13 protein-coding genes are annotated in these 12,600 nt (G+C 71.8%); 12 read left to right on the top strand and 1 reads right to left on the bottom strand.

Annotated features, from left to right (window positions below):
- Positions 1–73 precede the first annotated feature (73 nt).
- From BJ963_RS08045 to pth, 11 genes are all read left to right on the top strand, one after another.
- Entirely contained in the window at positions 74–1,435 is a 1,362-nt protein-coding gene (locus BJ963_RS08045; RefSeq protein ID WP_179455791.1) for an ABC transporter substrate-binding protein, read from the top strand.
- 8 nt (positions 1,436–1,443) lie between these two features.
- The gene (locus tag BJ963_RS08040; RefSeq protein ID WP_179455789.1) at positions 1,444–2,457 is read left to right on the top strand and encodes a carbohydrate ABC transporter permease; all 1,014 of its coding nucleotides are present in this window, start codon (positions 1,444–1,446) and stop codon (positions 2,455–2,457) included.
- Complete coding sequence (locus BJ963_RS08035) at positions 2,454–3,326, top strand: carbohydrate ABC transporter permease (RefSeq protein WP_179455787.1); 873 nt, start codon at positions 2,454–2,456, stop codon at positions 3,324–3,326. The genes BJ963_RS08040 and BJ963_RS08035 overlap by 4 nt, the downstream gene beginning before the upstream one ends.
- Before the next feature lie 27 nt (positions 3,327–3,353).
- Entirely contained in the window at positions 3,354–4,199 is an 846-nt protein-coding gene (locus tag BJ963_RS08030) for a sugar phosphate isomerase/epimerase family protein (protein WP_179455785.1), read from the top strand.
- On the top strand, positions 4,196–5,332 hold the full coding sequence (locus BJ963_RS08025) for a Gfo/Idh/MocA family protein (RefSeq protein WP_179455783.1): 1,137 nt from the start codon (positions 4,196–4,198) through the stop codon (positions 5,330–5,332). Before BJ963_RS08030 ends, BJ963_RS08025 begins: the two co-directional genes overlap by 4 nt.
- Positions 5,329–6,192 carry a sugar phosphate isomerase/epimerase family protein gene (locus BJ963_RS08020; protein WP_179455781.1) on the top strand — a complete coding sequence of 288 codons (864 nt, stop codon included), beginning with the start codon at positions 5,329–5,331 and terminating at the stop codon, positions 6,190–6,192. Before BJ963_RS08025 ends, BJ963_RS08020 begins: the two co-directional genes overlap by 4 nt.
- Positions 6,189–7,484: a mannitol dehydrogenase family protein gene (locus tag BJ963_RS08015; RefSeq protein ID WP_179455779.1), complete on the top strand. Its 1,296-nt coding sequence runs from the start codon at positions 6,189–6,191 to the stop codon at positions 7,482–7,484. Before BJ963_RS08020 ends, BJ963_RS08015 begins: the two co-directional genes overlap by 4 nt.
- Positions 7,481–8,740, top strand: coding sequence for a D-mannonate dehydratase ManD (gene manD, locus BJ963_RS08010; RefSeq protein WP_179455777.1), 1,260 nt, complete (start codon positions 7,481–7,483; stop codon positions 8,738–8,740). Before BJ963_RS08015 ends, manD begins: the two co-directional genes overlap by 4 nt.
- Before the next feature lie 25 nt (positions 8,741–8,765).
- Entirely contained in the window at positions 8,766–9,269 is a 504-nt protein-coding gene (locus BJ963_RS08005; protein ID WP_179455775.1) for a gluconokinase, GntK/IdnK-type, read from the top strand.
- A gap of 346 nt (positions 9,270–9,615) precedes the next feature.
- Positions 9,616–10,233 (top strand): 50S ribosomal protein L25/general stress protein Ctc, encoded by a 618-nt coding sequence (locus tag BJ963_RS08000; RefSeq protein ID WP_179455773.1) that lies wholly within the window; start codon positions 9,616–9,618, stop codon positions 10,231–10,233.
- Between the two features lie 9 nt (positions 10,234–10,242).
- A complete protein-coding gene (pth, locus tag BJ963_RS07995) occupies positions 10,243–10,857 on the top strand; it encodes an aminoacyl-tRNA hydrolase (RefSeq protein WP_089909445.1) in 615 nt (204 codons plus the stop codon).
- Between the two features lie 448 nt (positions 10,858–11,305).
- Here the strand turns inward: pth and BJ963_RS07990 are convergent, their stop codons facing one another.
- Entirely contained in the window at positions 11,306–11,776 is a 471-nt protein-coding gene (locus BJ963_RS07990; protein WP_089909448.1) for a hypothetical protein, read from the bottom strand.
- A 98-nt stretch (positions 11,777–11,874) separates the two neighbouring features.
- On the opposite strand from BJ963_RS07990, the gene BJ963_RS07985 reads away from it, so the two are divergent.
- A complete protein-coding gene (locus BJ963_RS07985; RefSeq protein ID WP_179455771.1) occupies positions 11,875–12,579 on the top strand; it encodes an alpha/beta fold hydrolase in 705 nt (234 codons plus the stop codon).
- Positions 12,580–12,600: the final 21 nt, after the last annotated feature.

Below are 12,600 nucleotides of genomic sequence, written 5' to 3'. Positions count from 1 at the left end.
TCTTAGAGTCGCAGCCATCCTCCCCGGCCCCACCGGGTCGAGGCCACGATCCCTGCTCAAAGGAGAGTCACGAATGAGATCACGTCTTGCGCTCGGCGCGGTGGCGGCCCTCGCGGCCGCAACCCTCGCGCTCACCGGATGCTCCGGCTCCGGTTCCTCTTCCTCGTCGTCGGCGGGAGGGAAGGTCGACGGCACCGGGAAGACCCTCGATGTCATGATCGCGGCCAACGCGCTCTATCCCACCCAGCAGCAGAAATGGTTCTCCGACGTCTCGGCCCAGTTCCAGAAGGAGACGGGGGCGACCGTGAAGTTCGAGACGTTCGCGTCGGCGAACGACGAGCTCACGAAGATCCAGACGTCGGTGCTGAGCGGCCAGGGGCCCGACATCTACGACCTCGGCACCACGTTCACACCGACCGCGTACTCCACGGGCGCGTTCGTCAAGCTGACGAAGGACGACTGGGAGAAGGTCGGAGGCCGCGACCGCTTCGTCCCGGCGACACTCGGCATCTCCGGTCCGAGCGCGTCCGACGAGGTCGGCATCCCGTTCCTCAGCCGCCCGTTCGTCCTGGCGTACAACACCGAGCTGCTGAAGGCCGCGGGCATCGACAAGCCCGCCACCACCTGGGACGGTCTGGCCGCGCAGGCGAAGAAGCTCACCAGCGGCGATGTGCACGGCATGGCCGTCGCCTACGCGGACAGCTTCGACCCCTGGAAGTTCGTCTGGGCCATGTCGATGCAGCAGGGCAACACCCTGCTCGACCTGAAGACGAAGAAGGCGACCATCGACGACGCCGCCGTGAAGAAGGCGTACCAGACGTACTTCGGATGGCTGACCGAGGACAAGGTGGTCGACCCGGCCGCGATCGGCTGGAAGAACGCGCAGGCCGTCGCCGCCTTCGCCGCGGGGAAGGCCGCCTTCCTCCCGATGGTCTCCTCGTCGTCGCAGGTGTCGCTCGACGCGTCGCCGGTCGCCGGGAAGTACGCGTACGCCGTCATGCCGACCGTCCCGCCCGGGGCGTCGAAGCTGCCCGGTGACGGCAAGGCCGCCGCCACGATCATCTCGGGCGACAACATGGTCGTCGCGAAGTACTCGAAGAACCAGGACCTCGCCTTCGCGCTCATCAAGATGCTGACGAGCGAGGAGAACCAGGTCGCGTACACCAAGACGTTCGGCGACCTGCCGACGAACGCCGCAGCCGCCAAGCGGATCGAGGAAGGCAACCAGTTGCTCGGCCCCATCCTCGACGCCGGGACGAAGGCCTACGGGACGCCGTTCTCCGGCGCCTGGGGCGACACCCAGCTGGCGCTCGTGAACGTGGTGGTGCAGTCCATCCCGGCTCTCTCGTCGGGCGGTGTGTCGTCGTCCGACCTGCAGTCGCGGCTGAAGGCCGCGCAAGCGACCGCCCAGGCCGCGCTGAGCAAGGCGAAGTAGTCGGACCGATGTCGAATCCCACCATCGCCGCGCCGCAGGGCACGGCGCCGGCCGACGGCTCGCCCGCGGGACGCGCTCCCGCGGGCGGCCGCCCCGGCTCCGCCCGCCGGGGCTCCGCCCGCAGCGGCCGCCGCCGCGGCCTCGAACGACGCAACCGCCCGCTCTGGATGCTGCTCCCCGGCGGCATCCTGATGCTGGTCGTCATCGTCGTCCCGCTGATCGTGGCCGTCGTGATGTCGACCCTCGACCTCGACCAGTACACGCTGCAGAGCTGGCTCCAGGCGCCGTTCGTCGGACTCGGCAACTACGTGGAGGCGGTCGCGTCGTCGCCCCTGCTGCGCTCGATCGGGATCAGCGTCTCGTTCGCGGTCATCGCCGCGGTCGTCACCCTGCCGATCGGGCTGGCGGCGGCGCTCGCCACGCAGAACCGCTTCCGCGGCCGTGCCCTGGTGCGCTCGCTGTTCCTCATCCCGTACGTGCTTCCCGCATTCGTCGTCGGCACGCTGTGGCGCACGATGCTGCAGCCGGGCGGTGTGGTGGACAGCATGCTCGGCGCGGTCGGTGCGCATCCGGGGCTCTGGCTGAACGGGCCGCTCAGCTACTGGTCGCTGATCATCGTGCAGCTCTGGACGTCGTGGCCGTTCTTCTACCTGCTGGTCGTCGCCGGCCTCCAGAGCGTCGACCCGGAGGTGCACGAGGCCGCGGCGATCGACGGCGCGACCTGGTGGATCAAGCTCCGCTACGTGATCCTGCCCTACCTGCGCGGCTCGATCCTGCTCGCGCTCATCATCGCGTTCCTGCACAACATCAACGCCTTCACCCTGCCCTTCGTGCTGTTCGGCGTCCCGGCGCCGCAGGACGTCGACGTCCTGCCCGTGCTCACCTACACCACCAGCTTCCAGAGCTTCCGGTTCGGCCTGAGCGCGGCCATGGCGATCTGCTCGCTCGTGCTGATCGCCATCCCGCTGTTCGTCTACCTGCGGGCCGTGAAACTCGACTCCGGAGAGGAGGCGCAGCGATGACCGTCGTCCGCTCGAGTGCCGACGTGCACCGCCTGCTCCCGCGCTGGCTGATCGTCACGATCATCGCCGTGCTGCTCGTGATCGTGCTCGGCCCGGTGCTCTACATGCTGTTCGCGTCGGTGAACGCGGATGTGTCGGTCGCGGCCGGTGCGTTCCTCCCGACCGAGCTGCACCTCGACAACTACCTGAAGGTGTGGACGACCGTCGACCTCGGAACCGGTCTCGCCAACAGTGTCGTGATCTGCGGCGCCGTCGCGATCGTGTGCGCGTTCCTTGCCGTGGCCACCGCGTACGTCCTCGTCCGGTACGAGTTCCGCGGGCGGCTGTCGTTCCTCCGGGCGCTGCTCGGCCTGCAGTCCATTCCCGGCACGCTGATGCTGCTCCCGGTGTTCGTGCTGTTCTCGTCGACCGCGTCGCTGCTGGGCGTGCAGATCATCGGGACGCGCTGGGCGGTGTTCATCACCTACCTCACCTTCGCCCTGCCGTTCTCGACCTGGGTCATGGTGACCTACCTGCGCGGACTGCCCAAGGCGCTGGAGGAGGCGGCCCGCATCGACGGAGCGTCGTCGTGGCGCATCCTCACCGGCATCGTCGTGCCGCTCAGCTGGCCGGGGATCGTCGTCTCCGGCATCTTCGCGTTCCTGCTCGGCTGGAACGACGTGCTGTTCGCGTCGGTGCTGACGAACCCCGAGACGCGGACGGCGGCGGTGGCGCTGCAGGTGTTCGGGGCGACGCAGGAGGGCGGCGCGGTGCCGCTGTACGGCCAGATGATGGCCGCATCCCTGATCTGCGCACTGCCGGTGGTGGTGCTGTACCTCGTCTTCCAGCGGTACCTGGTGGGCGGATTGACATCCGGAGGAGTGAAGTGACCAGTGAGTGACGTGAACAGTGGAGGAATGACCGATCGCGCGACGTGGACCCTGTCCGGGTTCGGCGACGAGATCGACGCGGACCCCGTCGTGCAGACGGCGGTGCTGCAGGCCCTCGGTGCGAGCTTCATCGAGGTGCGGAGCGCGTGGGGCGTCAACATCGTCGACCTCGACGCGGCGCAGCTCGACCGGCTCGCCGCCGTGTTCGAGGAGCGCGGGATGGGCGTGTCGGCCATCGCGTCGCCGGTCGGCAAGGTGGATGTGGCGCTGCCGGTCGAGCACGAAGTGGAGCGGCTGGGCCGCGCGATCGCCGCGGCCGAGCGCCTGGGCTCCCGCTACATCCGGCTGTTCTCGTTCTTCCGTGCGGAGGGCGTCGCGGTGGAGAGCATCCGCGACGACGTGATGGTGCGGATGCGCGCGCTGGCCGATCGCGCGGAGGCCGCCGGCGTGATCCTGCTGCACGAGAACGAGAAGGACATCTACGGGGACACCCCGGAGCGCTGCCTCGACATCGTCGAGACGGTCGGCTCCCCGGCCCTCCGGCTGGCGTGGGACAGCGCGAACTTCGTGCAGGTCGGCGTCGCGCGTCCCTTCGACGACGGCTACGCGCTGCTGCGTCCGCACCTGGAGTACCTGCAGGTGAAGGATGCGCTCTCGGCCACCGGCGAGGTCGTCCCCGCCGGCGAGGGCGACGGCCAGCTGCTCGAGACCCTCACCGCGCTCCGCGACGACGGCTACGCCGGCTTCGCCTCGCTCGAACCCCATCTCACCGACGTGAACGCGCTCGGCGGCTTCTCGGGGCCTGCGGCCTTCGGGCGGGCCGGGCGCGCGTTCCGCCTCCTCACCGACCGGATCGGAGTGACCCTCGCATGACAGACCCCTCACCCGCAGCCCCGCTGCGCGTCGGCATCGTCGGCTGCGGCATCATCGGCCTCAACCACGCCCGCGCGATCCTGCGGCATTCCCGCCTCGCGATCACCGCTCTGGTGGATGCGGTCCCCGCGGCCGCGCGCACGCTCGCCGACACGATCGCCGCAGAGTCCGGCGCCGCCCGCCCGGCCGAGTTCACGACGCTGACCGCGGCGCTCGCGGCCGCTCCGCTCGACCTCGTCGTCATCTGCACGCCGAGCGGACTCCACGTCGCGGCGGCGCGCGAGGCGATCGCCGCAGGAACGAACGTGGTCATCGAGAAGCCGCTCGACACCGACATGGGCCGCGCGCGGGAGATCCTCGACCTCGCCCGCGCAGCCGAGCGCGACGGCCTCGTCGTCTCCGTGATCAGCCAGCACCGGTTCGACCCGGCCTCCCGGGCGATGGCCGACGCCGCGCACACCGGACGGTTCGGCCGCGTCACGAGCGGGGTCGCGTCGGTCGCCTGGTGGCGTAGCCAGGAGTACTACGACTCCGGGCAGTGGCGCGGCACCTGGGAGCTCGACGGGGGAGGCGCCGTGATGAACCAGGGCGTCCACACCGTCGACCTGCTGGTCTGGTTCCTCGGCCGCCCGGTCGAGATCACCGCTCACACGGCCCTGCTCGCGCACGAGCGGGTCGAGGTCGAGGACATCGCCGTCGCGACCATCCGCTTCGCGTCCGGCGCGCTGGCCGTGCTGCACGCGACCACCGCGGCGTTCCCGGGTCTCGCGGTGCGCATCCAGGTGCACGGCGACCGCGGCTCTGCGGTCGTGCACGACGATCAGCTGGAGGCGTTCTTCGCGGACGGCGACACCGCCGACCGCGCAGCCGACGTGGTCCCGGCGGGCGAGCTGCGCGGCGGCGACCGCGGACCGGACGCCTTCGTGACCGGGCACCTGCGGCAGTATGAGGACATCGTCGACGCGATCGACTCCGGTCGCGCCCCGGGCGTGCGGGTGGAGGACGCGTTCGCGTCGCTGTGCGTCGTCCGCGCCGTGTACCTGTCGGCCACGCTCGGCCGACCGGTCCGCTTCGACGAGGTGGTCGCGGGCGAGCTCGACGATGTCGTCGTCACGACGGGGGTGCCGGCATGAGGTTCTCGGTCTTCACCGCATCCACTCCGGAATGGACGCCCGAGCAGGCGGCCGGCATCCTCGCCGAGCAGGGCTGGGACGGCATCGAGTGGCGCATCACCGACCAGCAGGACGCCGCCGAGCCGGGATTCTGGGCCGGCAACCGCGCCACCTGGCCGCTCACCGGGCTGGAGGACCGGCTGGACGACATCGCCAGGATCACCCGGGAGTCGGGCCTCGCGTTCTCCGGCATCGGCGGCTACGCCCGCTGCGACCAGCACGAGGACGTCGAGCGGATGCTGGCCGCCACCGCGCGGCTCGGCGCCGGGCAGGTGCGCGTCACCATGCCGCGGACCGACACCGGCGACTACCGCGCCCTGTTCGCCGCCGCCCGCGCCGACATCGCCTGGGCCGCCGAACGGGCGGCGGCGCACGGGGTCAAAGCGCTGGTCGAGCTTCACCACGAGACGATCACGCCGTCCGCCTCCGCGGCGTTCCGGCTGCTCGACGGGCTCGATCCGGAGCACGTCGGCGTCATCCACGATCTCGGCAACCTCGTCATCGAGGGGCGCGAGGAGACCTTGGCGTCTCTCCAGCTGCTCGGCCCGTACCTGGCCCACGTGCACGTGAAGAACGCCGCGTGGGTGCCGGGCGACCCGGAGGAGGACGGCACGGTCCGCTGGCACCACGAGTGGGCGCCTCTCCGCACCGGTGCCGGCGACGTGGATGCGTACTTCCGCGCGCTGCACGCCTTCGGGTATGACGGCTGGGTGACCTGCGAGGACTTCTCGACCGACGTGCCGCTCCGGGAGCGCACGCGCGACGACCTCGCCTATCTGCGCGCGGTCGCGGCGCGGACCGCCACGACGGCGGCGGCATGACGCCGCCGCCGAGGTCGGCCCGCCACGCCGTCCGGGTCGCGCACCTCGGCCTCGGCGCCTTCCACCGCGCCCACCAGGCCTGGTACACGCAGGCGGCGAACGACGCGGGCGGCGACTGGGGGATCGCGGCCTTCACCGGTCGCAGCCCCGAGGCCGCACGCGTGCTGGCCGCGCAGGACGCCGTCTACACGCTGGTCGAGCGCGGCGCGGACGGCGACGCCGCCCGGGCGGTGGACGCCCTGAGCCGCGTCCACGACGGCGCCGATGGCGACGCCTGGCGCGCGACCATCGCCGACCCGGACGTCGCGGTGCTCACCCTCACCATCACGGAGGCGGGGTACCGGCCGGGCGCCGGAGCCCCGGCGCGGGTGCTCGACGGCCTCGCCGCCCGCCGGACGGCGGGCGCGGGCCCCCTCGCGGTGGTGAGCTGCGACAACCTCCCGAGCAACGGCGACGTCATCCGGGAGGCGGTGCTCGCGCTCGCCGCCGCCGACGCCGGCCTGAGCGACTGGATCCGCACCGAAGTGTCGTTCGTCTCCAGCATGGTCGACCGGATCACGCCAGCGACCACCGACGCCGACCGCGAGGAGGTGCGCCGCCTCACCGGCTGGGACGACGCGGCGCCGGTCGTCACCGAGCCGTTCACGGAGTGGGTGCTCGCGGGCGCCTTCCCCGCGGGACGGCCGGACTGGGAGGCCGGGGGAGCGCGGTTCGTCGCCGACATCGAGCCGTTCGAGCGCCGCAAGCTGTGGCTGCTCAACGCCGGCCACTCGCTGCTGGCCTACCACGGGCTGCTGCGCGGCCGGGCGACCGTGGCCGAGGCCGTCGGCGACCCCGCCCTGCGCGACGAGCTGGAGCTGCTCTGGTCCGAACAGCGCACCGAGCTCCCGTTCGACGACGCCGTCGTGGATGAGGCGCTCGCCGCCCTGCGCGACCGGTTCGCCAACGGGCGCATCGCGCACCGGCTGGCCCAGATCGGGGCGGACGGCTCGCAGAAGCTCGGCCCGCGCATCCTCGACCCGCTGCGCGCCCGGCTCGCCGGCGGCCGAGCCCCGGGCGTCGCGCAGGCGGGCGTCCTCGCCGCGTGGGCCCGGCACCTCGCCGGTTCCGCCCCCGCGGATGTGAACGACGCGGGGGCCGCCGGGCTCGCGGTGCGCCTCCGCGACGCGCGGACCGACCGGGACCGCGCCGCCCTCGTCCTCGACGCCCTCGCCCCCGACCTCACCGAACGCACCGACCTGGCCGGCCTCATCGCCGACCGCATCGCATCCCTGCAAGGAGCCCCCGCATGAGAATCACCTCCGCCGACGTCCTCGTCGCCAGCCCCGGCCGCAACTTCGTCACCCTCCGCATCACGACGGAGGACGGCGTCGTCGGACTCGGCGACGCCACCCTCAACGGCCGGGAGCTGGCGGTCGCCGCCTACCTGAGCGAGCACGTCGTCCCGCTGCTGATCGGCCGCGACGCGCACCGGATCGAGGACACCTGGCAGTACCTGTACCGCGGCGCGTACTGGCGGCGCGGCCCCGTGACGATGGCCTCGATCGCGGCGGTCGACACGGCGCTGTGGGACATCAAGGCCAAGGTCGCCGGCCTGCCGCTCTACCAGCTGCTCGGCGGCCGCAGCCGGACCGGGTGCCTCACCTACGGCCACGCCTCCGGCGCCGAGCTGCCGGAGCTGTTCGACTCGGTGCGTGCGCACCTCGAGCAGGGCTACCGGGCGATCCGCATCCAGACCGGCGTGCCCGGCCTCGGCTCGGTGTACGGCGTGGCGTCGTCGCCGAACGCGGTCGCTGGGGCGGACGCGGGCGCGGGAGGCAGCACCGCCCGCTACGACCACGAGCCGGCCCGCCGCAGTGCGGTGCCGGTGGAGGAGCAGTGGGACACGCGTGCGTACCTCCGCCACATCCCCGGCGTCTTCGAGGCGGTGCGCAACGAATTCGGGCCGGAGCTGCCGCTGCTGCACGACGCCCATCATCGGCTCACGCCCATCCAGGCGGCGAAGCTCGGCAAGTCGCTGGAGCCGTACGACCTGTTCTGGCTCGAGGATGTGACCCCGGCCGAGAATCAGGCCGTGCTGCGCCGCGTGCGGGAGCACACCACGACGCCGCTCGCGATCGGCGAGGTCTTCAACACCATCTGGGACTACCGGGAGCTGTTCGAGGAGCAGCTGATCGACTACGTGCGGAGCCCCGTCACCCACGCCGGCGGGATCACCGGGCTGCGGCGCATCTTCGACTACGCGGCGGTGTACCAGATCAAGTCCGGAGTGCACGGGCCGACCGACGTGTCGCCCGTGGGCCTCGCCGCGGCCATCCACCTGGGGGTCGCGATCCCGAATTTCGGCATCCAGGAGTACATGAAGCACAGCCCGGAGACGGACGAGGTGTTCCGGCCCGGGTACCGGTTCGAGGACGGACTGCTCGTCCCCGGCGAGGAGCCGGGCCTGGGCGTCGACTACGACGAGGTGCTCGCCGAATCCTTCCCGTACCAGGCGGCATACTTGCCGGTGAACCGTCTGCTCGACGGCTCGATGCACGACTGGTGACCGGCGACGCAGGGAAGGAGCGCACGTGGAGCGTGTGCAGGTGGTGGTGATGGGCGTGTCCGGTTCGGGCAAGAGCACGGTGGGGGAGCAGCTCGCGGCGCGCCTCGGCGTGCCCTTCGTCGACGGCGACGCGCTGCACCCGCCCGCGAACGTCGCCAAGATGGCATCGGGCATCCCGTTGACCGACGACGACCGCATCCCGTGGCTGCGCGAGGTCGGCCGGGTCCTGGAGGACACCGCCCCGGAGGGCGTCGTCGTGGCGTGCTCGGCGCTCAAGCGGGCGTACCGCGACCTGATCCGGTCGGAGGCGCCCGGTGCGGTGTTCGCGGAGCTCGACGGCTCGCGGGAGCTGCTCGCGACGCGGATGGCCGCCCGGCCGGGCCACTTCATGCCGGTGTCGCTGCTCGACTCGCAGCTCGCCACCCTCCAGCCGCTCCAGGACGACGAGAGGGGCATGCGCCTCGACGTCGCCCGCCCGCCGCACGAGCTCGTGGATGCGATCGCGGCAGAGTTGGCCGCCCGCGCCTGACCGGCCCGTCCGGCCCGTCCGGTCCGACCGGCCCGTCCGGTCCGTCTGTGGGACGCAACTCGCCGTCATGGCGTGGCCGTAACGGCGTGTTGCGACCCAGGGAATGAGTGCGCCGGTCACGTCCAGCCGCGGCAGAGTACGGCCGACCTGCGAGGGCGCCGCGATCGGGTAGACTCGGCAACTGAACTTCGGCGAGGGATGCTGCCCCCAGCATCCGTGATCGACGCGGTGGAGCAGGCTACGCAGTCTTTCCTCGCGCACTTCGATGCGTTCGAGTCGAACAACAACCACACTGCGGGCCTCGCGGCTCGCCCGACAGCCGGACCCCGTCCGGTGAGGAGACACCATGGCAGACGAGTCCAACAAGGTCGCAGCCGAGCTGCGCGAGAGCTTCGGCAAGGGCGCGGCGCGCAAGATCCGTGCCGCAGGCAAGATCCCCGCCGTCATCTACGGTCACGGCACCGACCCCGTCCACATCACCGTCCCGGCGCACCAGGTCGGCCTGCTGCTCCGCAAGGCGAACGCGGTCCTCGACCTCGACATCGCCGGCAAGGCACAGCTCGCGCTCGTCAAGGACGTGCAGAAGGACCCGGTGTCGCAGATCATCGAGCACCTCGACCTCATCCTGATCCGCCGCGGCGAGAAGGTCACCGTCGAGGTGCCCGTGCACATCGAGGGCGAGCCCTACTCCGGCACGATCGCCATGCTCGAGGTCAGCACCATCCGCCTCGAGACCGAGGCGACCCACATCCCGGAGCGCATCGTCGTCGACGTCACCGACGCGCCGGAGGGCACCCAGTACCTCGCGAAGGACTTCGACCTCCCGGCCGGCTCGACCCTGGCCGAGGACGAGGACCTCCTCATCGTCAACATCGCGGTGCCGGCGTCCGCCCGTGCCGAGGACGAGGAGACCGCAGCGGCCGAGGCCGCCGCGGACGCCGAGGCCGGCGAGAGCGCCGAGTAAGTCCCTCCCATGGAATCCCCCCGTCCGGCGTCGTCCACGGGACCCGCCGACGGGCCGTGGCTCGTGGTCGGGCTCGGCAACCCCGGGCCCGGCTACGCCGCCACACGTCACAACGTCGGTCAGATGGTGCTCGACGAGCTCGCCTCGCGCGGTCGTCTCACCTTCAAGACCCACAAGACGAACGCGACGGTCGCCGAGGGTCGGCTGACCCCCGGCGGCCCGCGTTTCGTCCTGGCCAAGCCGAACACGTACATGAACGTGTCCGGCGGCCCGGTGTCGCAGCTGCTGCGCTTCTACTCGCTCGACCCGTCGCACCTGATCGTGGTGCACGACGAGCTCGACATCCCGTTCGACACCATCCGCCTCAAGCACGGCGGCGGACACGGCGGCCACAACGGCGTCCGCGACGTGATCGCCGCGATCGGAACGGGCGACTTCACGCGCGTCCGCGTCGGCGTCGGCCGGCCGCCCGGCTCGTCGGCCGCGGCCGACCATGTGCTCAAGGGCTTCTCGTCGACGGAGCGTACGAACCTGCCGGTGCTGGTGGCGGATGCGGCCGACGCCGTCGAGCAGATCGCCTCCGACGGCCTCACCCCGGCGCAGAACCGCTTCCACGCGCGCTGACCCGCACCGCCCGGAGCCGTCCGTCCCCTGCGCCGCCCCCGCCCGCGCCGCTCGCGCGCCGCTCGGCGCAGCGAACGGAGGACATCTCGGCCCTCCCGGCCCTCGCAACCTCCGTTCCCCGCGTCCGCCGGCGCGTCGCGGCGAAATGTCCTCCCTTTCGGCACGCTGCTACTCCGCGTCGGCCGGCGCGTCGCGGCGAAATGTCCTCCCTTTCCGCACGCTGGTCACCCCGTGTCGGCCCGGGCGATCCTCCCTTTCCGTCACTTCGTCCTCCCTGCTCGGCCGAACCTCCGCTTTCGCCTCCCTCTCTGCAGGTCGGAAAGGGAGGAGAAACGCAGCCGTCTACCGCGTGTCGGCCGGAAACGGAGGCGAGAGCGTCACGGACGGCCGCGGCGACCTCCGTCCGCGACGCCGCCGGAAACGGAGGGACGGGGGCCGCGAGGGACCGTCAGGCGGGCGGGAGCGTCGCGATCAGGGTCGCCGTGTACACGGCGAACGAGACGATCGGCGCCGCCGCGGCCACGATGATGGCCACGACGCCGAACGGCCGTCCGCGCTTCGTCGCCACCGCCACGATGCCGAGCACGAGCGCGAGGATGCCCAGCGCCGTCCCGAGCAGGATCTGCACGCCCATGAGGACCGCGACGGGCGCGAACGCCTCCGCCTGCTGCGCCGTCAGGTCGCTCGTGTTGAAGGAGAAGCTGGACGACGTGCGCGTCGCGAGCGGTCCGGCCGAGACGCCGACGACCACGGACGCGATCACCGAGAGGACGAACACCGGGATGGCGATCGACATCGCGGTGACCCCCAGGGCACGCGAGCGCGGGGGAGCGGGCGGGGCCGCCCAGCCGGCCGGCGCGAAGGCCGAAGGCGGGGGCGGATAGGCGCTGTAGTACGCGGGCTGGTTCGGGTCGGTCACGGGTCCCCCTCGTATTCGGGCCGCCTCACGGCGGATGCTCAGCCAGAGCGTAGCGGACACGCGGCCCCGGGTCAGCCATCACGCGTACCGTGAGCGGCATGGAGTTGTTCACGCGCGAGTGGGGCACCGGCGACCGCCTCGCGATCCTGGTCCACGGGGTCATGTCGGACTCGCGGAACTGGCGCCGGGTCGGGCCGGTGCTCGCCGAGCGCGGCTACCGCGTCATCGCCGTCGACCTGCGCGGTCACGGCCACAGCCCCCGCACGGAGGAGTACTCGGCCGAGCTGATGGCCCAGGACATCGTGGACACGGTGCCCGCGCATCCCGAGCTGGTCATGGGCCACTCGCTCGGCGGGCTGACCGTCAGCCTCGCGATCGAGCGCCTCGACCCGCGGCGTGTGATCTACGTCGACCCCGCCTTCTCGTGCCCGGCCGCGAACCGGTTCCAGCAGCTGCTCGCTCCGGCCTTCCTGCGCACTCTGGCGCGGCAGTCGGCGGCGCGCATCGCGAAGCGCAACCCGCGCTGGGATCCGGCCGACGTCGCCATCGAGGTCGAGACCTTCAAAGCGTTCGACCGGGCCGTCCTCCCGGTGGTGGTGACCCCCTCCGCCATGCGCGCCCCCGAGGTCATGTCGGTGCCGTCGCTCGTCATGCTGGCGGACAACTCGCAGCTGGTGAAGCCGGAGCTGGCCGAGCGGCTGAGCTCGGAGGGGTACGAGGTCCGGATCGTGCCCGGCTCCGGGCATGTCATCAACCGCGACGACCACGAGGGCTTCATGCGGGCGCTCGAGGGATGGATCTGAGCCTCCGACCTGTCCGTACCC

This window comes from Leifsonia soli (genome assembly GCF_013408745.1).
GTDB lineage: Bacteria > Actinomycetota > Actinomycetes > Actinomycetales > Microbacteriaceae > Leifsonia > Leifsonia soli.
The sequence above is the reverse complement of the archived record's forward strand: the minus strand, read 5'-3'. Positions and strand labels throughout refer to the sequence as shown.

Excerpts from the sequence above, each read along its gene's own strand:
- BJ963_RS08045 (WP_179455791.1), top strand. The coding sequence starts at position 74 with ATGAGATCACGTCTTGCGCTCGGCGCGGTGGCGGCCCTCGCGGCCGCA.
- BJ963_RS08040 (WP_179455789.1), top strand. The coding sequence starts at position 1,444 with ATGTCGAATCCCACCATCGCCGCGCCGCAGGGCACGGCGCCGGCCGAC.
- BJ963_RS08035 (WP_179455787.1), top strand. The coding sequence starts at position 2,454 with ATGACCGTCGTCCGCTCGAGTGCCGACGTGCACCGCCTGCTCCCGCGC.
- BJ963_RS08030 (WP_179455785.1), top strand. The coding sequence starts at position 3,354 with ATGACCGATCGCGCGACGTGGACCCTGTCCGGGTTCGGCGACGAGATC.
- BJ963_RS08025 (WP_179455783.1), top strand. The coding sequence starts at position 4,196 with ATGACAGACCCCTCACCCGCAGCCCCGCTGCGCGTCGGCATCGTCGGC.
- BJ963_RS08020 (WP_179455781.1), top strand. The coding sequence starts at position 5,329 with ATGAGGTTCTCGGTCTTCACCGCATCCACTCCGGAATGGACGCCCGAG.
- BJ963_RS08015 (WP_179455779.1), top strand. The coding sequence starts at position 6,189 with ATGACGCCGCCGCCGAGGTCGGCCCGCCACGCCGTCCGGGTCGCGCAC.
- manD (WP_179455777.1), top strand. The coding sequence starts at position 7,481 with ATGAGAATCACCTCCGCCGACGTCCTCGTCGCCAGCCCCGGCCGCAAC.
- BJ963_RS08000 (WP_179455773.1), top strand. The coding sequence starts at position 9,616 with ATGGCAGACGAGTCCAACAAGGTCGCAGCCGAGCTGCGCGAGAGCTTC.
- pth (WP_089909445.1), top strand. The coding sequence starts at position 10,243 with ATGGAATCCCCCCGTCCGGCGTCGTCCACGGGACCCGCCGACGGGCCG.
- BJ963_RS07985 (WP_179455771.1), top strand. The coding sequence starts at position 11,875 with ATGGAGTTGTTCACGCGCGAGTGGGGCACCGGCGACCGCCTCGCGATC.